This is a genomic window from Arcticibacterium sp. GJ41-1, assembly GCF_055808875.1.
In genome coordinates this window covers 2934900-2957848 of the sequence record NZ_CM147888.1, presented here as the reverse complement: position 1 = coordinate 2957848, position 22949 = coordinate 2934900, and the positions used below count along the sequence as shown (strand labels likewise).

At 36.0% G+C, this 22949-nt stretch carries 18 protein-coding genes and 3 tRNA genes; 14 read left to right on the top strand and 7 right to left on the bottom strand.

Annotated elements, in window-relative coordinates; all coding sequences use genetic code 11:
- Positions 1 to 7: 7 nt before the first annotated feature.
- Complete coding sequence (gene dnaB / locus AC0L6O_RS12295; RefSeq protein ID WP_473302713.1) at positions 8 to 1573, top strand: replicative DNA helicase; 1566 nt, start codon at positions 8 to 10, stop codon at positions 1571 to 1573.
- 181 nt (positions 1574 to 1754) lie between these two features.
- Here dnaB and rlmD read toward each other — a convergent pair whose 3' ends face one another.
- Together rlmD and AC0L6O_RS12285 are read right to left on the bottom strand one after the other, a co-directional pair.
- Positions 1755 to 3170: a 23S rRNA (uracil(1939)-C(5))-methyltransferase RlmD gene (rlmD, locus tag AC0L6O_RS12290; RefSeq protein ID WP_473302711.1), complete on the bottom strand. Its 1416-nt coding sequence runs from the start codon at positions 3168 to 3170 to the stop codon at positions 1755 to 1757.
- Between the two features lie 50 nt (positions 3171 to 3220).
- A tRNA-Lys gene (locus AC0L6O_RS12285) sits at positions 3221 to 3293 on the bottom strand.
- Between the two features lie 77 nt (positions 3294 to 3370).
- Between AC0L6O_RS12285 and AC0L6O_RS12280 the strand changes: the two genes are divergently transcribed.
- The 8 genes from AC0L6O_RS12280 to AC0L6O_RS12245 all read left to right on the top strand — a co-directional run bounded on the left by AC0L6O_RS12280 (position 3371) and on the right by AC0L6O_RS12245 (position 12932).
- Entirely contained in the window at positions 3371 to 4099 is a 729-nt protein-coding gene (locus AC0L6O_RS12280; protein WP_473302709.1) for an SH3 domain-containing protein, read from the top strand.
- Between the two features lie 37 nt (positions 4100 to 4136).
- A tRNA-Leu gene (locus AC0L6O_RS12275) sits at positions 4137 to 4219 on the top strand.
- A gap of 42 nt (positions 4220 to 4261) precedes the next feature.
- A complete protein-coding gene (locus AC0L6O_RS12270; protein WP_473302707.1) occupies positions 4262 to 5311 on the top strand; it encodes a tyrosine-type recombinase/integrase in 1050 nt (349 codons plus the stop codon).
- 766 nt (positions 5312 to 6077) lie between these two features.
- Positions 6078 to 7922 (top strand): AAA family ATPase, encoded by a 1845-nt coding sequence (locus AC0L6O_RS12265; RefSeq protein ID WP_473302706.1) that lies wholly within the window; start codon positions 6078 to 6080, stop codon positions 7920 to 7922.
- A gap of 179 nt (positions 7923 to 8101) precedes the next feature.
- Positions 8102 to 8833 (top strand): HNH endonuclease, encoded by a 732-nt coding sequence (locus AC0L6O_RS12260; protein WP_473302704.1) that lies wholly within the window; start codon positions 8102 to 8104, stop codon positions 8831 to 8833.
- A 197-nt stretch (positions 8834 to 9030) separates the two neighbouring features.
- On the top strand, positions 9031 to 10329 hold the full coding sequence (locus tag AC0L6O_RS12255; protein ID WP_473302702.1) for a P-loop NTPase family protein: 1299 nt from the start codon (positions 9031 to 9033) through the stop codon (positions 10327 to 10329).
- A gap of 750 nt (positions 10330 to 11079) precedes the next feature.
- The gene (locus tag AC0L6O_RS12250) at positions 11080 to 12192 is read left to right on the top strand and encodes an AAA family ATPase (protein ID WP_473302700.1); all 1113 of its coding nucleotides are present in this window, start codon (positions 11080 to 11082) and stop codon (positions 12190 to 12192) included.
- A complete protein-coding gene (locus tag AC0L6O_RS12245) occupies positions 12183 to 12932 on the top strand; it encodes a methyltransferase domain-containing protein (RefSeq protein ID WP_473302698.1) in 750 nt (249 codons plus the stop codon). The genes AC0L6O_RS12250 and AC0L6O_RS12245 overlap by 10 nt, the downstream gene beginning before the upstream one ends.
- Before the next feature lie 307 nt (positions 12933 to 13239).
- On the opposite strand, the gene AC0L6O_RS12240 is transcribed toward AC0L6O_RS12245, so the two are convergent.
- Both AC0L6O_RS12240 and AC0L6O_RS12235 read right to left on the bottom strand, forming a co-directional pair.
- Positions 13240 to 13312, bottom strand: a tRNA-Lys gene (locus tag AC0L6O_RS12240).
- A 258-nt stretch (positions 13313 to 13570) separates the two neighbouring features.
- Positions 13571 to 15130, bottom strand: a complete 1560-nt coding sequence (locus AC0L6O_RS12235) for a DUF5723 family protein (RefSeq protein WP_473302697.1) — start codon at positions 15128 to 15130, stop codon at positions 13571 to 13573.
- 103 nt (positions 15131 to 15233) lie between these two features.
- Here AC0L6O_RS12235 and AC0L6O_RS12230 point away from each other — a divergent pair, with 103 nt between their 5' ends.
- Together AC0L6O_RS12230 and AC0L6O_RS12225 are read left to right on the top strand one after the other, a co-directional pair.
- On the top strand, positions 15234 to 15791 hold the full coding sequence (locus AC0L6O_RS12230; RefSeq protein WP_473302696.1) for a DUF6580 family putative transport protein: 558 nt from the start codon (positions 15234 to 15236) through the stop codon (positions 15789 to 15791).
- A 1-nt stretch (position 15792) separates the two neighbouring features.
- Positions 15793 to 16095 carry a DUF4286 family protein gene (locus AC0L6O_RS12225; protein WP_473302694.1) on the top strand — a complete coding sequence of 101 codons (303 nt, stop codon included), beginning with the start codon at positions 15793 to 15795 and terminating at the stop codon, positions 16093 to 16095.
- Positions 16096 to 16270: 175 nt separating this feature from the next.
- Here the strand turns inward: AC0L6O_RS12225 and AC0L6O_RS12220 are convergent, their stop codons facing one another.
- Together AC0L6O_RS12220 and lpxK are read right to left on the bottom strand one after the other, a co-directional pair.
- Entirely contained in the window at positions 16271 to 18133 is a 1863-nt protein-coding gene (locus AC0L6O_RS12220) for a putative porin (RefSeq protein WP_473302692.1), read from the bottom strand.
- A 27-nt stretch (positions 18134 to 18160) separates the two neighbouring features.
- Positions 18161 to 19216, bottom strand: coding sequence for a tetraacyldisaccharide 4'-kinase (gene lpxK, locus AC0L6O_RS12215; RefSeq protein ID WP_473302690.1), 1056 nt, complete (start codon positions 19214 to 19216; stop codon positions 18161 to 18163).
- Between the two features lie 27 nt (positions 19217 to 19243).
- On the opposite strand from lpxK, the gene AC0L6O_RS12210 reads away from it, so the two are divergent.
- The gene (locus tag AC0L6O_RS12210; protein ID WP_473302688.1) at positions 19244 to 20326 is read left to right on the top strand and encodes an o-succinylbenzoate synthase; all 1083 of its coding nucleotides are present in this window, start codon (positions 19244 to 19246) and stop codon (positions 20324 to 20326) included.
- Positions 20327 to 20330: 4 nt separating this feature from the next.
- Here AC0L6O_RS12210 and hemF read toward each other — a convergent pair whose 3' ends face one another.
- The gene (hemF, locus tag AC0L6O_RS12205) at positions 20331 to 21233 is read right to left on the bottom strand and encodes an oxygen-dependent coproporphyrinogen oxidase (protein WP_473302687.1); all 903 of its coding nucleotides are present in this window, start codon (positions 21231 to 21233) and stop codon (positions 20331 to 20333) included.
- Positions 21234 to 21334: 101 nt separating this feature from the next.
- Between hemF and hisC the strand changes: the two genes are divergently transcribed.
- Both hisC and AC0L6O_RS12195 read left to right on the top strand, forming a co-directional pair.
- Positions 21335 to 22387, top strand: coding sequence for a histidinol-phosphate transaminase (gene hisC, locus AC0L6O_RS12200; protein ID WP_473302685.1), 1053 nt, complete (start codon positions 21335 to 21337; stop codon positions 22385 to 22387).
- A 122-nt stretch (positions 22388 to 22509) separates the two neighbouring features.
- Complete coding sequence (locus AC0L6O_RS12195; protein WP_473302683.1) at positions 22510 to 22755, top strand: hypothetical protein; 246 nt, start codon at positions 22510 to 22512, stop codon at positions 22753 to 22755.
- The last annotated feature ends 194 nt before the right edge of the window (positions 22756 to 22949 follow it).

Sequence of the window (22949 nt, the reverse complement as noted above, 5' to 3'; positions counted from 1 at the left end):
CCCCTGAATGAATCTTAATCAAACACTTGTAAGACCTAATGTTTCCTCGCTATCTGGCGAAAATGGAAAGATATTACCATACTCCACAGAAATGGAGGCTGCGGTATTAGGAGCAATTTTGATTGACAAAGAAGCACTAGCTAAAATTAAAGATTTAATTAAGCCAAAGTCTTTCTATTCAAAGTCTCATCAGATTATATATGCTGCGATGATGAGCATGTATGAATCATCAGAACTTATTGATTTGATGACTATTACGAGGTATTTGAGAAACCAAAACTCTATTAGAGAAGCTGGAGGAACCAAGTACATTGCAGAGCTTATGGGTCGGGTCAATTCGGCGGCAAATATTGAGTATCACGCCTTAATCACTTCGCAGTTAAGCATTAAGCGAGAAATGATTACTGCTTCAGAAAAGCTAATGGCCGAAGCTTTTGAAGAGTCCAATGATATCTTCAGTGTTTTAGATAGTACAGAGCAATATTTCTTTGAAATTTCAGAGCAAAGTATAAAAAAGAACTACCAAAATGCTGGTGAAATAATGCGTCTAACTTTAGACGAATTAGAGCACAAAAAACTTCACAATGAGGACGGTATTACAGGGGTTCCAAGTGGTTTTAAAGATTTAGACGAGTTGACCGGTGGATGGCAAAAAACGGAATTAACCATTATTGCCGCAAGACCTGGTATGGGAAAGACGGCTTTTGTGGTATCTGCCATGAGAAATGCCGCTGTTGACCACAATTCTGCTGTAGCTATTTTTTCTCTAGAGATGGGGGCTACACAGTTAATGCTTCGTATGATTTCTGCAGAGGTGGAGATTGAAAGTAAAAAACTACGTAAAGGAATATTAGAACCACATGAGTGGCAACAACTTCATACGCGTTTAGATAAATTATCTGCAGCTCCTATTTTTATTGATGATACACCCGCTCTTTCTGTACTAGAATTAAGAGCAAAATGCCGTCGTTTAAAGGCTCAGCATAATATTCAGATGGTAATCATTGATTACTTGCAATTAATGAGTGGTGATGATGGCTCTGGTGTAAATACCAACAGAGAGCAGGAGATTGCGACCATTTCTAGGTCTTTGAAAAACTTATCTAAAGAGCTAGATGTGCCTGTAATTGCACTATCTCAGTTATCTAGAGCGGTAGAGACACGTGGTGGAGATAAAAAACCTCAACTATCCGATTTGAGAGAATCTGGGTCTATTGAGCAGGATGCCGATATGGTTATGTTCTTATACAGGCCAGAGTATTATAAAATTACGGAAGATGAAAGTGGTAACTCTACAGAAGGTTTAGGCGAACTTATAATTGCCAAAAACCGTGCAGGTACCTTAAAGTCTATCATGCTGCAGTTTCATGGTGCTTTTACCAAATTTACCGATGTAGGCTCAGGAATAGGAGGAAGTTTGACCGATTACGGTAAAATAACACTTCCTGGTGGTGCTGGAGACACTAGTCATTTTGATAGCTGGTCGCCGCCTACTATGCTTAGCAAGGCAAATGACCTTTCTAAAGATGACGACTTAAAGAAAGTGGACCCGAATGACGAGGTTCCTTTCTAAAAACCTTCATGAAGCGAAATTGAAAAGAGAATTAATAACAGGTATGATATTAAAAGAGACAGGCAAAACCCGTCTCTTTTTTTTGATAAAACAGTTTAAGGATTACTCTAAATGTGAAAGAACAGGATTTTGTTCACATTACAATCCTCTGGGCTATCTCTAAGGACACTTCCCTATAAACTTACGACCTTAATTTAAGCTTAACGATGTTTTCAACGTGGTGCGTATGCGGAAACATATCTACAGGCTGAACTTCTACTACATCGTATTTTTCTAGCAATAAAGCTACGTCACGAGCTTGCGTGGCAGCATTACAACTTACGTAGACTATTCTGTCTGCCGCAATTCTTAACAAGGTATCCACCACTTCTTTATCCATTCCTGCTCTAGGCGGGTCGGTGATAATGACACTTGGTAAGCCTTCTTTTTCTATAAAAGCGTCGTTCAAGACATCTTTCATGTTTCCAGCGTAAAAAGACGTGTTCTCTATGCCATTGACTTCAGAGTTAATCTTTGCGTCTTTTATGGCATCTTCTACATACTCCACGCCTACCACTTTCTTAGCTTGATGAGCTACAAAATTAGCAATAGTACCTGTTCCCGTATATAAATCATAAACTACATCGTCTTTGCTTATTTCAGCTAATTGACGAGTTGCTTTATATAGTTCGTAGGCTTGCTCAGAGTTGGTTTGATAAAAAGACTTTACGCCTATTCTAAACCTCAAACCTTCCATTTCTTCTTCAATGAATGGTTTACCCGAAAAGAAGAAGGACTCTAAATCTTGGTAACTATCGTTTTTCTTCTGATTGATGAAGTAATTGACAGATGTTATGTCCGGAAATTTCTCAACAAAAGCACTCAAACATGCTTCTATAAGTTCTTTATTATCTTTGGCAAACTGCACCACCACCATTACATCTCCAGTAGAAGACGTTCTTATCATTAAGGTTCTGAAAAAACCTTCATGCTTTACGTGGTTATAAAATGTCTGGTCGCTATTTCTGGCGTATTCATCAAAGAAACGTCTGATGTCATTTGATGGGTCATCTTGAAGATAACAGGTGTCAATAGGTAAAACCTTGTCAAATCGCTTTGGTATATGGAAACCCAATGCGTTTCTGTCTCCTAAATCATTGCTAGACGATATTTCGTCTGCTGTAAGCCATCTTGTACTAGAAAAAGTAAACTCTAGCTTATTTCTGTAGAATTGCGTCTTCTTAGAAGCCAAAATAGGCTTCATGTTGCTAATATCTATTTTACCAAGTCTTACCAATTGGTCTCTGACTTGCTTTTCTTTTTGAGCTAATTGGTCTGGATAAGAAATGTGCTGCCATTTACAGCCACCACACACGCCAAAATGACTACAGAAGGGTTCTACCCTATCTGGAGAGTCTTTTATTCGCTCTAGCACAATAGCCTCAGAGAAACTTTTACGTTTTCTATTGATTTGGAGTTTGACAATGTCTCCAGGGGCTACATTTGGGGTAGTAATAAATATAACTTCTCCGTCCTGTTTTGTGAGGCATTTTCCTTCTGCCGCAAAATCTAGAACTTCTATTTCGTCAATGACCTTTCTTGTTTTTCTTCTTGCCATAATATGAATAGCTGTATAACAAAAAAAGCCACCGAATTCGGTGGCTTTTGTGATCCCGCTGGGGCTCGAACCCAGGACCCATACATTAAAAGTGTATTGCTCTACCAACTGAGCTACGGAATCAAAAATCTCTTTACATTTGCGGAACATTTAAACCTTCGTCCCGATTGCGAGTGCAAAAGTAGAGTAAACTTTTTGAAATGAAAAGACACCTGACAAAAATATTTATAGTTTTTTTCGCTTTCATGATACAAAGCCTTGATATTCAATCGCAAGACCTGTTTCAGAAAAAAGCAGATTCTTTATTTACCGAGAAGAAATACGGCGAAGCGAGCGATTTATATCTCGAACTATTGGATAAACATTCTATAAATAGAAGTAATGCTTACCTAAAACTAGCCTTTATTAGCGAACAAAAAGGAGATTTTTCTAAGGCAATTTACTTTTTGAGCGAATATTTCAACTTAAATCCATCAGAAAGTACATTTACTAAAATAAATAAAATGGCCGAAGAAAACTCTTTCATTGGCTATGGTAGAAGTGACTTTAATTTTCTACTGTTGGTCTATGAGCGATTTTATTTATGGATATGCTTAATCTTTTTTTTAATAGTTGGTTTTAGCTTTTACCTGCTCCTACTAAAGAAAATCAAACGAGAACCCACCGCCTTAAGGCATAAAGTGAGTTTTGTTTTTCTGGTGCTTTTTAGTCTAGTCTTTTTAAACTTTGGCGATTATTATAGCCAAGGAATAGTCAAAAGCGAAACCGTTTATGTTAGACAGGCTCCTTCTTCGGCTTCTAAGGTTATTGGAAATTTGGGGGAAGGCAGCAGGGTAAATATTATAGGCGAAAAAGATATATGGCTCAGGCTTCTGATTAACGGAGAAATTCAATTTGCCAAAAAGAGCGATTTTTGGATAATTGATTAAAGAAATCAAATCTGATTAATTAGTTTTGCGAGCCCATGGCGATGTGGTGGAATTGGTAGACACGCTACCTTGAGGGGGTAGTGGGCTTAGCCCATAGGAGTTCGACTCTCCTCATCGTCACAAAAGCCCGTATCTTCCTGTATATCAGGAGGTACGGGTAAATTGATACAAATAACTGATACACCTGTCAAAGCGACCCTACATGATTACGAAGGTGACACCACGAAAAGGTGGTTCATAGATTATTATATTGGAAAGGTTCGTTATAGGGAGTGGATACCATCTAAACCACTGAATACAAGAGCAGAACGAGCAGCTGCCTTGTTGCAAGGCATAAAGGACGGACTGCTTGTAGGTAGGCAGGCCGATATTTACAAACGGCTAGATAGTATTATTGAAAATCTCGATTTAAGAAAACGAACAAAAGACACCTATCGAACCTCTGCTAGGTTACTTGCAAAGCATTTTGAAGGTAGAAAGCTTAGTACAATTACAGAAAAGGAAGCAAATGACTTTGTAGACGCTTTAAAGTTAAAATACGCTGACACTACCGTTAAAAACAATATAAGCCATTTAAAGGCTATCCTAAAGCATACAGAGTCCAAAGCTTTCACTAACCTTAGAAGCACTTACAATATACAGGAATCAGATTTTAACTATCCTTTTGCCGACTATGAACGAGAAATACTAGAGGAGCATTTAAAATCAAAGTACCCTACTCTATTTATTTTTACTAGGTTCATTTATTACGGCTTTATCAGACCAGCGGAATTGAGAAAAATAAAAGTCTCTGATATTGATTTAAAAACGCGATCTATTAAAATATCGGGAAGTATAGCTAAAACGAAAATATCGGCTGTGGTTCCTATAATAGACCCTTTATTAAAAATAATTATTAACGAAGGCCTAACAAGACACCCCGGCGGAAAGTATCTATTTGGAAAGGGCTTAAAGCCTAGTTTTGAAATGTCTTCACCAAACGAAGCAACAAACTTGCATAATAAAGCCTGTAAAGAGATAGAAATTTATAGGGAAAGGAAGACAGTACTTTATAGCTGGAAGCATACTGGAAACATTCAAGCCTTTCTCGCAGGTATGAACATTAGACTAATTCAAATGGTAAATAGGCATAAATCGATCCAGACAACTGAAATTTACTTACGCAAACTTGGGGTGTTCTTAGACAAAAAAGTGTTTGACATTAATTATTAGAACCAAACAATATTCGGTACATCAGGCGGACGGATAGAGACGGACGGACGGGTGGGCATCTAGGGTTTCGTCCGTCCGTCCGTTTTTCGTGCAGAATAATATTTGGCAAAACTTCACATTTATGGAATTTTACCAAATATTATCAAAACGGATATGGGCTAATAATTCTTCTATCGTTTTTTTCTGTCTAAAATATTGAAATAGGATAACGAATATGACTTTATATAGCTTATTTTCTTAATATAATACAAATAGTCTAAAAACGGACGGACGGATTTGACCCTATATAGAAATATATCCGTCCGTCCGTCTCTGTATAGGGACGGAAACGGACATTAATATTTATAGGAATAAAACATATTTTGTAAATGAGGTTGTGCCATTATACCCCTACTGAACCAGAAGTGATTCAATAAAAAAATAACGGTAAGGTATTCTGCTGAAAATCTGTCTGTATTCTGCTTAGATTCTGCCTGTATTCTCTTAAAGCAAAGCTCCGCATAGTAGTATTATAGCATTACTCCTACAGAACTTGGAAGTCAAGCAGTTACTAAGTTATAGTTCAAGATTTACCTAGCTTTTGTTTATGTTTATTCCTTTACCTAGGAGCTTTTGAGTTAATTATACTTAGCCTGCTCAAGAATAAATTTATCTACGAATAGTGGATTCGTTTTTTTATTTTCATAACCTTTAAACAATTTAGATTTAAACGCTCTGTATTTTTAATATTCGACCCCTAGATATTAAGCAAAACCATACCACTGAAATGAATTTAAAATTTAAAGGAAAATATAAATCAATTGAGAACTTAGATTGGGAAAACATACCACTATTTTCAGTTATCACTGGCAAGAATGGAACTGGAAAATCTCAATTATTGGACTTAATTCAGGCTTCTATTTCAAGGGCTTGGCCACTCGGAACCGACCCGGCAACACCATTTCCTAGGATTACAGACGTAAAATATCGCATTGAAGATGTTGTGTTTCTTAGGGGGGAATGGGAATTAAAAGATTTGAATTCTATAGGACTACATAATATTCAGGAGGAAAGAGATGAAATATACCGATTGTTTAATGAGAGATTAGCCAGTTATACAAATTTAAATGCAGGACAATTTAAGCATTTGAGCCTACAAAATAGAAGAAGACCTGACTATACAGAATTGAATATTTTTTTTGATAGTTTAATAGAAAAATTTGAATTATATCAGAACAAACCTTTACCTAAAGATGTCTTTTTTAATATTGTTCCATACACAATTTTACCTGATTTAAGACAACTCGCTACAAATGCTAACATTGGTAAAATTTTCTATAACTATAAGTTAGACCTAATTGAGGCAAAAGCAAAAGGAGAGAGCGAAGAAGAGTTTATCTTAAAAAATTCAGAAAAACCATGGATTAAAATTAATGAATTATTTCTTGACATTGGTTTACCTTTTGCCCTTAACTATCCTGAGGAAACAAATGTAAGGGACAGGTATACTCCTGTTTTGAGAAATACCCTCACATATGAACCAATTAATTTTTCAGATTTATCATCAGGAGAAAAGGTTTTGGTTTCTTTAGTGTTCTGGCTTTTTAACTCCACTGATAAAGGTATATTTCCTAAATTATTATTGCTTGATGAACCCGACGCTCATTTGCATCCGTCAATGACAAAACAGTTTATCCATGTATTAAAGGATATTTTATGCGACAAATATGATGTCAGGGTAATTATGACAACTCATTCCCCTTCTACCGTAGCAATTGCTCCAGAAAAATCTATATTTCTCATGAAAATTGAAGGGGATAGAATTGAGAAGGCAAATAAGGATAATGCTTTAGGAATACTAACCTCAGGAGTGCCTAGTTTTAGCGTAAACTATGAAAACAGAAGACAAGTTTTCGTGGAAAGCCATTATGATGTTTTTTTTTACGAAAAACTTTATCAAAAGTTAAGCCCATTTTTAACTCCAGAAATTTCATTAATGTTTATTTCCTCAGGTGAGAGTAAAACTGATAAGAATGGGCAAAAAGTAGCTAATTGCGAACAAGTAATTAATATTTGCAAAACGCTCCGACAAGGTGGAAATAATTTTATTTGGGGAATAATTGATTGGGATACTACAAATGAACCCGACCTGTATCCATACATAAAAGTATTAGGAGATAAAACTCGATATGCCATAGAAAGCTATTTGTTTGATCCAATTTTACTTGCTGCCATGCTACTTCGTGAAAAAAATATTGGAAAATCCGATTTAGGATTGGCTGAAACTGAAACCTACATAGACTTTAAAAGATTCTCAGAAGAAAGGTTGCAAGAAATTTCTTCTATAATTGTCAAGAAAGTTGCAGCTAAAATTAAGGAAGTTAAAAAATTGGATGAATTAAGTATATCATATGTAAATGGGAAAAGTATCAAAATCCCTATATGGTATTTGGAGCTTCATGGACACACTTTAGAAGAGAAAATATTAGAAACGTTTCCTGAATTGGCTAGAATAAAAAAAAACAAAGAGGAATTATTAAAATTTGAAATGATTGATAAAATTATTGATGATATTCCTGATTTTATTCCAAATGACATTTTAGAAGCTTTAAAATTTGTACAGCAAGATTAACATGTAGCAATAATTATTTACAATTGAATTTCAAGCCTTTCCATATGGAGTGGTTTTTTTTTGTGTATTTACACCTACCGAAAAATGTTTTTTCTAGGCTTAATGCATTAGATTCTACAAATTCACTATCTAAGAATGAAAGTTACCCAACAAAAAGCATTAACCATTAAAGCCAACTTATGAGAAACCCGTCATGGCACAGAGATGAAGTTATTTTAGCTTTGAATTTATATTATCAACTCGAACCCGGTCAAATTTCACCCAGAAATCCTAAAGTAATTGAATTGTCTGAAATCCTAAATAAACTTCCGATTCACAATGATAGTGCACAAAATAGTGACTTTAGGAACGCTAATGGAGTTGGGCTAAAGCTTAGTAACTTTCTTGCTATTGACCCTGAGTATCCCGGAAAAGGAATGGCTTCGTATAGCAAATTGGACAAACAAGTGTTTGACGAATTCCATTTAAACAAATCGGAACTTTCAAGGATTGCAAAAACCATTATACAAACAGCCAATAACACAGAATTAACTGTTAAATTATATAAAATCGGAGAGGATGAAGAGGATACTAAATTTTCAGTTCGAGAGGGTGAGACGATTTATAAGTTACATAAACTAAGTGAACGAAACCCGAAAATAAACAAGAAGAAAAAAGAAAGCTATTTTAAGAAGAATGGAAAATTAGACTGTGAGGTATGCGGATTTGATTTTTTAAAAAAATATGGTGAATTAGGTAAAGGATTCATTGAATGTCATCACAGGACACCATTAGCCCAATTTGATGGGGAAACGAAAACAACATTTAAAGATTTAGCTTTAGTCTGTGCAAACTGTCATCGAATGTTGCACCGAAATTTGAGCATTTTATCTATTGAAGAGTTGAAAAGAATAACTGTAACTAATTATTAGGCTCAAATGAAGCATAAGAAGCCTGTTCTATCCCCTAAAGGATATAAAACTTCCGCATGAGTTTTTTTATGTTATGGGCTTCTGAAACCATCGAAAAATACTTTTTCCTAGGCTTAGTGAATTAGTTTTGGGAATTTCACAGTATCAATAGTTAAGCCTATAATTAACTATATCCAATCGTTAGAAATAAAAATAGAATGACAGGAAAGAGGATCAAGACGAATAAAGTATTTGGGGTTTCGAATGAAAAAGTTGAATCTTATATTCAGAGAACGGATGTGGATAATCGTTTTTTGGAAGGGTTAAGCTCTAGTAAACATATTGTAGTTTATGGAGCGTCAAAACAAGGGAAAACAGCACTTACAAACAGGCATATGGCTCCTTCTCAGTTCGTGAGAATTGACTGTGCACCCAATTCTACAGCCTTGGATTTATATAAATCGATTTTAAGACAAGAAAATATTGAATTTCAAGAAACGAGGACTACAGAAAGAGGAACAGAACTAACCGGAACAATTGGTGCAAAGGCAATAGTGAAAATCCCCTGGCTTGTGGAAGCAGAAGTTGGAGGAGATGGCGAAGCAAAAAAAATAAAAGCTGAATCAGTTGAATATAAGTCAGTCGATTTCAATCTAAACCTAGCCCAAGATATTTCCGAAATTTTATCTAAAACAGGCTTTAAAAAGCGTATTATTTTAGAAAACTTTCACTATCTCGATGAGGAAGTTCAAAACGCACTAGCCTTTGATTTACGAATATTTGAGGATCACAAAATTCTTTTTATTGTACTTGGTATCTGGCGTGAAAAAAACAGGTTATCGCAGTTCAATGGTGACTTACTCGACAGAATGATAGAAGTGCCTGTGGAACCGTGGAAAAGAGATGATTTCCTTAAAGTTCTGAGAGAAGGAGAACCATTATTGAACGTTAGTTTTCGGAATGTTGAAATTGACTTAATAGAGTCAGCGTTTGATAGTATTGGTGTTTTTCAGGAATTATGTAAGTATTCTTGTTTTAAAGCTGGAGTAGAGGAAACGAACTCAGGCCAAACTGTTGTTTTAACTAAGGAGAATTTACAAAACGCTGAAGCCCAAAAATTGGAAGATTATTCAAGTCGACACATTAGATGTCTTGAATCCTTTATTGAACAGAAAGCAAAAACCTCAGATAAAACCCCCCTTTATTTGGCTTATTACTTCGTGAAAGGAATATTAGAATCAAACTTTGATGATATCACAAAGGGTTTTAAAAGAAAAGAGGTTCAAGGGTTAATTACTAATGATCATCACAGACCAGAAGACGTAAGGCCTTCTGACATGGGATATTTTTTGCATGATATAGTCAAGACTCAAGTAAAAAAAAATATAGTACCACCCATTTTTGATTACGATAGAAGCACCAGAACTTTAAAAGTAATTGATTCTACTTTTTATTTTTTTATTAAACACTGTGATAAAAAAGAACTGTTGGAAGAATTAGAAGCACCCGAAATTTAAATTGTATATCCTCTGAGAAACGTACCACACACAAACGCTTAGCTCCACCCATTTGTTTTTTTTTGTTCCTTCCGAGTGTAAACTCTAATTTTACACCGTAAACCCACAGTTTACGATAGCTTATACATCTAGGCTGAGTTCTATGCTTTGACCCTTGTGCATTCTTGTTCAAGGCGTATCAAGTGAATCCATAAATATTAAAAACTTGATACAAAATTAGTAAGACGCATTAAAGACCTAAAGAGAGCCTAACAAAGACCATTTTAAATATATAAATAGGGACGGACGAAGTTGATACAGGTATCAATCCGCCATAAATAATTGATTACATGAACTTTAAGAGACCCAAAGGGAGATTCTCCTCATCGTCACAAAAGCCCGTAATGCTTGTTTCAAGTGTTGCGGGTTTTGTTTTGTACAGCCCTTTACGTTTTCCGATGCTTCCAGGTCAGTTCCGTTATTTCAAACCTCTGGTTTGGTTGAATAATCCTTTGATTAATTCCCTGATTATTGCCATCGTGGGTAACTTTTTAGATTGTACCGACCGAAAAATAAGTTTTTCTAGACTAAGTGAATTAGTTTCTACAAATTCACAGCGGAGTACTTTTTCCGTTTATGCACAATGAATATACGTAACAATAATATTTGCAATTAATATAAACACTAACCATATAATGAGAATAACAAAAGTTGATATACCTAAGGAATATATAAAAAATGGGCTTGAACCAGTTAAGATGGCCAGTTAAGATGGATAGATTAGGTCAAATTGTTCTTTTAGCTGGAAAGAATGGTGCAGGTAAAACAAGATTACTAAACTTAATATTAAATACTATTCAGCGTAAACCTAGAAAAAGCAAATTTGATTACTCAGTAAAGGAAATCAAACAACGTCAAGAACAAATCAGAAAAGAAGAGACAGAAATTGAACGGTACTTAAAGGCTCTTGAAACGGAAATACGTCCTGAACAAAAAGAAAGGCATGAACGACAAATAGAAGTTCATAAAGCAAATATCGCTATACATCAAAAAAATATTATTGAGCACGAGAAAAAAACCAAGTGGAACATAATAGAAACTGACATACTTAAGGAGAACTATGCTATAATACCTTTCGTACCTAAAAGTATTGATTTAATAGATTCTAGTAATTTTAATAGGGTAAACATTCTTAAAAACGCATATAATCTAGATAATTTAGGTGTCAGTGAATTGGCAAATGGTACTCTTGCGAGAATACAAATAATCCAAGACCGTTGGTTCAATGCTTCACATCAACATTCGTTAATTGAAAAAGGAGAGAAAGATAAAGCTGTTTTAGAATACATGAAATTAAAAGACCTAATACTAACTTTTCTTGACACGACGATTGAAAGAAGTATTGATGGAGAACCAATCATATTTGGATTTCCAATAGGCCAATCAAATTTATCAGATGGACAAAAGATTTTACTTCAGTTATGTTTAGCAATTCATTGTCAAGAAGAAACGTTAGATAAACTTATTCTTTTCCTAGATGAACCCGAGAATCACCTTCATCCTTCAATTATTATTCAAACAATAGAGAGAATAATAGAAAAAAACCCAAATGGACAAATATGGATATCAACCCATTCAATTCCATTGCTTTCTTATTTCAATCCTTCGAATATTTGGTTTGTTGAAAATAATAAAGTGTCCTTTGCCGGAACAGCTTCTCAAAAAGTGCTTAAAAGTCTTTTAGGGGATGAAGACCAAATCGGAAAGCTACAAGACTTCATAAGTTTACTGGGGTATTCGCTCTTCATAGGCACGCATTCGAAAGTTTATTTCATCCTGAGGCAGTCACGACCAATAGTTCAGATCCTCAAACTTTGCAGATAAGAGATGAAATAAAAAAACATCTAAAAACATCTGATAAAATACGAGTTTTAGATTATGGTGCGGGTAAAGGAAGACTATTAGCGAATATTCTTGATGCAAATAAAGAACCCGTATCTAAGCTTATAGACTGGTTTGATTATGTAGCTTATGATAAGTTTAATTTTGATAAAATAGAATGTCTTTCAGTAATTGAAAGGATTTATACTTCTCCTCAAGACAGATATTTTAACAGCTTTTCAAGCTTATTTGGGAAGTATGATAAAGAAAGTTTTGACATTATTATAATGTGCAATGTTTTACATGAAATAGACCCAAACGAATGGTTGAGTTTATTTTCGTCAAGTGGAGTCATTTCTGAAACTCTTACAGATACAGGTATTTTGTTAATAGTAGAAGACCAAGAAATGCCAATTGGTGAAAAGGCGTACCAAAAAGGATTTATCGTTCTTAATACCGCTGAACTAAAAGATTTATTCAAAATTAAAGAAGAAGATAAAGATTTTGGCTTTTCTGATGCACGTGAAAATGGAAGATTAAAAGCTCATAGACTAAAAAAAGAGTATCTGCAAAGAATTGATTCAGAATCTCGATTAAAAGCCTTAGAATCATTGCATAAAACTGCATCTGAAAAAATTATAGATATTAGAAGTCAGGAAGTAAATTACAAAAATGGTAAGCTACACGGCTTTTGGGTTCAACAGTTTGCCAATACGGGACTTGCACTAAAAGAACTAAAGTAAAACAAGTTGCTACAATCTAACCTGCTATTTAAACCCGTTAAAAAACGAACCTAAATATGAATAGGCTTTACTATTTCATAAAGAGGTTTTATCATCCGCTCTCTGATGCTTCCAGGTCAGTTCCGTTATTTCAAACCTCTGGTTTGACAAATTATATTGAATGATTTTGAAGTAAAGTACTCAATATCAGCCAGAGGCTGATGAACACTCCTGCTAAGCTGAAAGCTTAGCAGAGCAGAGCAGACATTTTCGACTTTAAACGAGATAGTATATAACAAAAAAAGCCACCGAATTTCGGTGGCTTTTGTGATCCCGCTGGGGCTCGAACCCAGGACCCATACATTAAAAGTGTATTGCTCTACCAGCTGAGCTACGGAATCAGATTTCTCTGTTATTTCATCAGAACTTTCAAACCTTCGTTCCGATTGGGAGTGCAAAAGTAGAGTAAACATTTTGAAATAAAAAGACTGGAGAATAAATATCTGAAATTTGTATTTCGCCAAGCTAGTTCAATCTTCATCGGCAATGCCCCCAAAACACTGATTCCAATTAAATTAGGTCTTTTATTATTGGTTTATAAATAGCTGAAAAAATATTTAAAAAAATATTGATTGGCTTTTAAAAAGCTAATTAGTGCCCTATCTCCTCTTATTAAATAAACCCTTGAAGCTAAAGCTTCTTTTGGTTCTTTGAGGTTCTGGGCAGTCTAGCATTTCGTTTTCGGCTAGTTTATGGTCAAAACCCCATGATAAGCCTGCATGAACAGACAAACCTCTTGGGCTCCCTAGATTTATTAAACCTGTGATATTATCAAAACCAAGAAACAAAGGCCCTGCACGCATGGTGGCACCTAAATTGAAATTAGAATAATCTTGGTCTAATGAAACAGGAAAGCTAAACTCTATGTGCTTACGTTCAAAACGAGGAATAACAGAAATGCCTGAAAAACCAACTGGTCCTATTTTCTTTTTGCCCAAAACATACTGCCTAAGCACACCACTTACATAAAAGCCTTCTCTGACTAAATAATCGCCATGAATAACCAATGTGGCAGGCATAAAGACTCTAAAAGACCTTAGATAAGTAGACTGGTCTATATCATAAACTTCTTCAATATCGCCAATTAGCTCATCTGTAGAGGTAAGGTGATAAAAGGTGGCAGGCGGAATAAAGTCATTGGTACTTTCTACGGTACCTACTTTTACATTTTGTGGGTCGGCAAATTTCACAAAACCAATATCCTGTAAAGAAACGCCAAACTTATAGACGTATTTATTAATTCTAGGGTCTGGAACATAGCTTCCTTTATATTTGAAACGCTCTCTGGAGTAATTTGGCCGTTTTTCATACACAAAGCCTATATCGCCCCCAAAACCATTCCCTACTCCACTTATAGATGTCATTTGGTCTAACATCCATGAAAAAGAGGGCGGCGTATTTCCTGAAGCGTGAAAAAAAGTACCTGAAGTTTTAGCTACTTCTATATTCTGATATTCGTTTGTGGGCGGAATGGGGTCTATCAAATAATCTACTTCATCACCTCTCAGATTAAGATTTAAGTTACTGGTTATTCTTTTGACGGTAAAACCCACTTTTAGAAAGTCTTCGTTTTCTTCTCTAATCACTTTGGCAAGCGATAAATACATCTCATTATAAGCTCCCACATTAAGCATGAACGTTTCATCTTCAAAATCGGTGGAGTGTAAAATTGGATTTTTAGTACCTGTAAGAATGGCGGTACCGATATTTGGCGAAGTATTTCCAAAAGAATTTAAGAGTCTAAAACGAACTCCTGCCGCCACGCCAATTCCGAACCTAGGCGAACTAAACTGAATGGCTGGCCCTCTTACCTCTGAGTTTATATAGGCTTTTACTTTTGAAACTCCTGTACGTTTATAATATTCGGATTTCCAAAGTGGCAAACCCGTTATAGGCGAGCGGTATTTCTGTGCTACCGTACCTGCCGAAAGGCTTAAAAGTGAGAATGGAGCATTCCAGCGGGCATAATTGTTTTGAATCTCTACGCCTGCTGCCGCCAGGTTTATGTGTACTTTATAACGAGAATCTACGGCATTGGCAGGATTTAAGAGCACGCCATGTATTCCTCCATAGTTGCTAGAGCTTATACCCAAGAAGTTTTGAGCGTAGCTTTTTCCTGAAAATAAGAGCAATAAAAGGAAGACGTAATAAGGTTTCAACAAGCTTTTTTGTGATGCTTTGTCACAAATATAATTAAATGCCCTTTCCCGAAAGCTTGATTCCTTGATAGACAAATACTATTTTTGTGTCAAAGTGATAAAAATGAAAAACAAACAAATACTAATTCCTGTAATTCTCCTAGTTGCATTTGCTGCATTATCTAGGTTGGTATCTCATCCGATGAACTTTACGCCTATAACGGCACTTATCCTTTTTTCCGTATTCGTATTTGATGGAAAATGGAAAATAATAGTTCCTGCTATTGCAATAGTGTTGAGCGACTTGGTTCTTGAATTAAATTCAGGTACGGGATTTCACTCAGGTACTTTATTAGTCTATACTGCTTATGCTTTAATAGGTGTGATAGGATACTTCTTATTAAAGAAGGCTTCTTTTGTTAATATTTTAACAAGCTCGGTAGCTGGTTCTGTTTCTTTTTTCTTGTTGACCAACTTCGCTTTGTTTTACCCTAAAGCTGCCGCAGGTAGCGAATACGGTTATACACATGATTTAGCTGGAATTATGGCTTCTTATACTGCCGGAATTCCTTTCTTTAGAAACATGCTAATGGGTGATGTGTTTTATACTGCTCTTCTTTTTGGTGCGTATTTCACTATCAGACATTTTGTTTTAAAGCCTACTACAGCTAAATCTAAATAATTTGATTTTATCAAGCTTTACTTTCAGTATAGAGTATTCTCATGCTTTACTTTTTGAGAACACCCTAAACACAGAGATTGTGCCTTTTCTTAATACTTTAGAAGAGGTGAACGCCTCAAAACTCTATAAGCTCATTACAGATATAGAAACGGGCGGACAGAACATCTCTCTACAGTTATTCTTAGACAACCTGGATAGCCATAAAGCTATAGAGGCTAATCACAAGGCCAAAATATTAAGCATTTTGGATGCTAAGTATGCTGGGAAGTATGTTTACTTCCAATCGCTCTTAGAAGAAATTTAAGACGGTTTACGCTTTGGAGCATCGCATAGAGTCGCTTCTAATGTAATAATCAGACCTTTAAAGTAGTGTACACCATTCTGGTGACTGCGTTTAAATGCGTTGTTATCCTTATACCGCAGCATGCTTTTTTCAAGCAATATAGCTGTGGTATTTAATTTCTAATGACAAAGTGGCTTTAATCAAAAAGTGGCCAGTTCACCTTTATAAAGAAGGTTCTTGACATGGCTACATAATCAGGCGTAGTGTAAAATCCGCTGTAAGGCAGCCCCTGATTTAGGAAATTAAAACTAAAGGCTAGCTTAACCCGCTTAACCACAAAATTGGTATAAACATCTGCCACGGGTAATCCCCATACTGGCTGGGTATCTTGTAAGTGAAAACCTCTCAAGAGCGGCGAATATCCATCTGCTTTATAAGCCGACCTAAAATACACATCTGTTCCTATGTATAAATGCAACACCTTGGCGTAAAAAATGTGAAACTCCAAGTTTGTGTTATTCAATATCGTTGGAATTCTAAACACATCAGCATTATCTGCATGTGTTAGTACAAAACGGTTAGAGAACTTAAAATTCTTGAGCTGAACGCCTGTAAAGAGGTTAAGGTCATATAAAAACGCTTCGCTCGAAAGTTGCTGCGGAACCAGTTCCTGGTCAAAGTATAAATGATTACTCACCAGATTAATTCTAGCACTCGGTTCAAACCGAAATTTACCTAAATCGAAACGATACTTTCCAGAGGCTTCTGTATAAGTTACATTTCCAAAGTCATTAGCCCAATTAGCAACAGGACTAATGAAATTCTGATTAAACAAATACGGTGGTTTGGTTACAAATTTAAAACCTAAGTCAAACCCTTTATATTTCAATTTTGCATTCAAATACACATTAGGTTTGGTTCCAAAGCCAATGTAAAAGTCAGTATTCAAATAACTAGTGCTATCAGGAAGCCAATATCCTATATTTCCTCCTGCCAAAACCTCTACTAAATTATTTGGTTTTTGCAGGGCACTTTTGGCCGTAAAAGAGTAAATTCTATTGGTCAAACCTACATTATACTTAAAGCCTTTATAGAAACCCTTAAAGCCAAACCTATTCTGGATATTATTGAAAAGGTAGAAGTTTTTCATTTTCTCCGCATAATTAGAATAGGTAGTATCCGGATAAATGTTGTAAACATTATTAGTAGCAATAAGCGTATCAGAATGGAAGTATTTCTGACGCTGTAAATCAAACGTGTGAAAGACCTGAATCTCTTTTGAAAGCTGATATTGATGATATATATGGTAGTTATTCCATTTTTCTCTGGATTCTATGCCTTCTAAAAGCTGCTGATAGTTGGTATTATAATTTCCTGCCAAATCAGACTTACTTATAAAGTCTACGCCCTCTCTAGGTTCTATTCCACCCTGCTCAATCTGTTTATGATTAAAGTGTATCAGAGCTCCTAAAAAGGTGTATTTCCTGTTTTTTGAGGTAAAGTTACTACTGAAGGTAACATCCCAATGGTCTACCAATCTATCTTCGCTGGTACTCGCAGAATATTGTTTTGAAGAGGCTATTCTCCCCATATCCAAAGTCAAATTCCAATTTGGCTTTATATTTTGTGAATGTGTAAACCCTACATTCATCAAACCATTTGAACTTTGCCTATACGCCATGTTAGTAAATGGCGACTTAGTATTGAAATACTTAATTTCTGAAGTCTTTGGACCGTAAAAAGCACCAAACGAATTTAAGCCCGTTTCTGTAAAAGCATTATCTGGCGTTTGGAAGAGGATATTTTTAGCTGCTGTTCCTTCGTTTCCTAAATCTTGCCAAAACCAACCGTTAGCTTTATTGATAGTCATCAGCCTAAAACCTTGAATAAGCGTATCAGGATGAATAAGAATGGTGTCGTCTTCTAGAAAATTCTTTTCATATAAAAAACCAGTACTTGTAGGGCCGTAAACCTGTTTAGTGCTGTCGTCCAATATTTGGGCTTTGCCAAAGAAAGGAATAAGAATACCTATAAATAGTAGAAAGCGAATTTGCTTCATCAAATGCAGTTAATTTCAGGGGCAAATTTAGCCATTATTTAAAGAACCCTTTTGCTCTTCAAAGCTTTTAAAAACAGTCTTAAGATTTCTTAAAAATTCAGCTTCTTTTGAAATAAAGGCCGAATCTAGTTTAAGAACGTACACCTGCTTCTTTTCGTTTTCCGATAGCAGGTATTTTAGTTTGACATAATCCTTTTCTGTAGTCACCAGCGGGAGCTTTGGCATTTGCCTGAAAGCTTCATCCAGGTCTTTACGTGTGTAGGCGTGGTGGTCTGGATAAAAGTGCGTTTCCAGGCTTTTCCAGTTTCTATTTACTTCCTTTTCAAAAGAAGCATTATTGGCTATTCCGCTTATTAGTTTCACATTTTCGCCATTTCTCAATCCTTCCCCGAAGTTATTCAAGGGCGGAGAGAACACCTGTTTATTGAAAAATAGTGTTTCCTCTGTTTGGCCGTACTTACTTATTTCAGCAATAAAATGGCTTGGTACCTTAGCACTTTGCAAAGATTGTGCCTTGGTAATGATGACTGCGTCTGCTCTTTTGGCTCCATTTCTTGCCTCTCTTAATCTGCCCATAGGCAATAGATAGTCTTTAAAAAATGGCTTGTCGAAAGTGCTGAGCAAAACCAAAAAAGCTGGTTTCACTTTTCTGTGCTGATAGATATCGTCAAAAAGAATAAGGTCTGTTTCTGGATATTTAAGCAGTATATTTTCTATACCAAGTTTTCTGTTTTCAGAAACAAAGAACTTAACCGTGCTTTCATGCCTTTGATAAAGCATCAAAATTTCATCACCCACATTCTCAGTGGTGGCATCCTTATTAACCTCTATATAGCCTTTTGATTTTCGGCCATAGCCCCTACTCAGTACCGCTATTTTCTTGTCAGGAAAAGTTTTGATGAGATAACTGATGAATGGCGTTTTGCCAGTACCACCTACTGACAAATTTCCAACGCCAATGCTAAAGACCGGCGGCTCATAAACTTTAAAGATGCCTTTATCAAAAAGAAAGTTTCTGATTTTGGTGACAGCGTCATAAAGAATAGCAAATGGAAACAATAAAGTCTTTAAAAAACTTTTCAATTACGTAATTTCGTTTTTTGATAAAATATGCCTCTACAAGCCTCTTATTGCAAACATACGTTAAATTTTAAATTTGACGCCGGTACTTCCCGTGGTATTCTAAAAACCAAGGACTCATATTATATAAAGCTGCACGATAGCCAAACGCCTGAAACAATCGGAATTGGTGAAGCTGCTCCTTTAAAAGGGCTTTCTATTGATTATAAACCTGAATTTGAGCCTTTTGTTCAAGTTTTCTTAGAGAAGTTTAATACCGAGGGTTTAGAAATAGCCGATATTCAGGCTGCTCTCTCTTCTGAGCTATTTTTGGCTTGGCCCAGTATTCGTTTTGCTTTTGAAATGGCCTTGCTTGATTTACAAAATGGCGGAAAGCGAATCTATTTTGATAATGACTTCACCAATAAAAAGGACGCCATTGATATTAATGGGCTAATTTGGATGGGTGATGAGGCTTTTATGAGTCGTCAAATCATTGAAAAGCTTAAAGGTGGTTTCCGAACCTTGAAAATGAAGATTGGTGCTATTGATTTTGATACGGAGTATAAACTCCTTAAAAGCATCCGCTCAAATTTTCCTGCAGACGAACTGACGCTACGTGTAGATGCCAATGGGGCTTTTACTTTAGAGGAAGCCACTGCGGTGCTAAAAGAGTTGAAAAAACTGGATATTCACTCCATAGAACAGCCTATTAAAGCTAATCAGTGGGAAAACATGGCAAAGCTTTGTCAAGAAACGCCTGTGCCTATTGCTTTGGATGAAGAACTCATTGGTATTAATGGCTCCGAACAAATAAAGCTTTTGGATGCTATAAAACCGCAGTTTTTAATATTTAAACCTACCCTACTTGGTGGTTTTGCGGCTACTGATAATTGGATTGCTCTAGCGAAAGAAAGAAATATAGATTGGTGGATTACTTCTGCTTTGGAAGCGAATATTGGCTTGAGTGCCATCTGTCAATATACTTACTCAAAGAATAACCTATTGCCACAAGGACTTGGTACGGGGTCTCTTTTTGAGAATAATGTATCAAGTCCTTTGGATGTTTTTCAGGGTGCTATCAGCCAGAATGGGGAAAATGATTGGGATTTAGCTGGATTGGAGTTTTATTGATTACTCACGCTAACCAATCAATTCCTTTTTTTAAGGCGTCCAATGTTTTTTGTTCTTCGGAGCCAGCTTCGGGTTCAAAACAATACTCCCAATTAGCTTGAGGTGGCAAACTCATCAAAATTGATTCTGTTCTTCCGCCTGTTACTAAACCAAATTTGGTACCTCTATCCCAAACCAAATTAAACTCTACATACCGACCTCTTCGCAAAAACTGCCATTCTTTGTTTTTCTGCGTATAAGCTTTGTCTTTATTCATGGTCATTAAGTGACAATAGATAGGTGCAAAAATGTTTCCTACGTCTTTGACAAAGTCGAAAATTTGGTTTTTGCTTAAGTTTAAGCTCTTCTCATTTAAATGGTCAAAGAAAATTCCTCCTACTCCCCTAGTCTCCTCTCTGTGTGGTATGTAGAAATAGTCGTCGGCTCTCTTTTTGAAGGTTTGATAAAAATCGACGCCATGTTTGTCACAAACTACTTTTAGCTGCTCATGAAACCATTTGGCCTGTGCTTCATTAATATAATGTGGCGTAAGGTCAATACCGCCGCCAAACCAATAAGTGCCATTAGAAAGCTCAAAATAACGCACATTCATGTGAATAATGGGCACCATTGGGTTTCTTGGATGCTGCACAATAGACACGCCTGTGGCAAAAAAATCGGCGTCTTCGTTTATTTTTAAGGCCTTTTTCATGTCTTCGCCTAGTGGCCCTTCTACTGCCGAAAAATTGACCCCACCTTTTTCTAAAATATCACCATGCTGAATTAACCTTGTTCTTCCGCCACCGCCAGTTTTATGTTGCCATAAATCTTCTTGGAAAGTGGCTTTACCATCAGTTTGCTCTAGCTGAGCACAAATATCGTCTTGGAGGCTTTTGAAAAATTCCTCTATTTCGTTTCTCTCTATCATAGTTAATTAATTGCTTCACAAAATTAGGAAAAGATTTGGCAGGGCTTCGTAAGTTTGCGTTTGATGTTAATATTCAAACATGATGCGAAAAATCATATAATATGTCAATAATTAACGCTTTGGTAAGAGAACACTTACTAGCTTTAAAACCTTACAGCTCCGCTAGAGATGAATATACCGGAAAAGAAGGTGTTTTTTTAGATGCTAATGAAAACCCGTACGGGTCTGTGGCAGGAAAAGATTTAAACAGATACCCAGACCCGCATCAAAGGCAAATCAAGGATAAACTGGCTGTTTTAAAAGGCTGTTATCCTGAGCAAATATTCTTAGGAAACGGCTCAGATGAAGCTATAGATTTAATTATAAAGGCTGTTTGCGAGCCTAAAGTAGACAATATACTGCTGCTACCACCTACTTACGGCATGTATGAGGTGTGTGCTAATATTCAGCAAGTAGAAACCAGAAAGAGTGTTTTGACTGAAACGTATCAACCAGACTTGGTAGATATTAGTAAAAAAGTAGATACTCATACCAAGGCTATTTGGGTATGTTCGCCAAATAACCCAACGGGTAATTTGATAGATGGTGCCATTATTGAGATTTTGCTTAAGGCTTACCCTAATACGCTAATAGTGGTGGATGAGGCTTATATAGACTTTGCTGATGTACCGTCTTTTATAGGTAGAATGGGCGAATATGATAACCTGGTGGTGCTCCAAACTTTTTCAAAAGCTTGGGGAATGGCAGGCTTAAGAGTGGGAATGGCTTTTGCTCATGTGGATTTGATAAAAGTCTTGAATAAGATAAAGTATCCATATAACCTCAATTTAGAGTCGCAGCGACTAATACTGGAAGCTCTGGATAATGTGGAGAAGAAAGATAAATACGTAGAAAAGATATTGACAGAGCGTTTTCGTCTCTTTAAAAAGCTGATGGAGTTATCTATAGTGAGGCATATTTACCCATCTGACTCTAATCAGCTATTAGTAAAATTTCATGACGCCAAAGCTGTTTTTAACTACCTGATAGAGAAAAAGGTGATAGTAAGAGACCGAACCAATGTTACGTTATGCGACGACTGCCTAAGAATAAGCATAGGAAGAGGAAGAGAAAATAGAGCCTTGATGGCAGAATTAGAGGAGTTTCAGCCTTAGGCTTTCCTTCTTTGAGATTAATCTTTAAGCAGCTGCTCCTTTTTGAGAGTAGCTGTTTTTTTTGTTTGAGGTTACCTGAGACAAAGCAGGCACTAAATCACCTCCAATAATTTTAGCATTTTTTGCTCAATATTTACGAAAAGCACATCTTTGAGCCTATGGTAAAACAAGTGACATTGCAGGAGGCAAATGAGCTGCTAAAAGCAGGTAAAATTCTTAGGATGTTGGGCCCCGATTTAATAACTATCAGGAAGCTTGGAGCGGAATGTTATGTCTTTCATAACAATAACCAACGCGTGGCTTTTGTGATGGATGGTGCTAAAACGGTCAATATCTTAAATCAGAATACTTTTTATTTTGAGGATTGAGTCTTTCTTAAAATTATAGTTTGTTGATATAAGCGTAAACAAGCACTTCTCAGTATATTTACAGTGTCTGGGTAATTTTCAAAGACGCCATGAAAAGCAATAATCCACGACGGATAAGGACAATAAAAAGATATATCTTCCCTATCTTTTGGTCGAAACCCAAGTATTCTAAAGAACTAACCATTATATCTTAA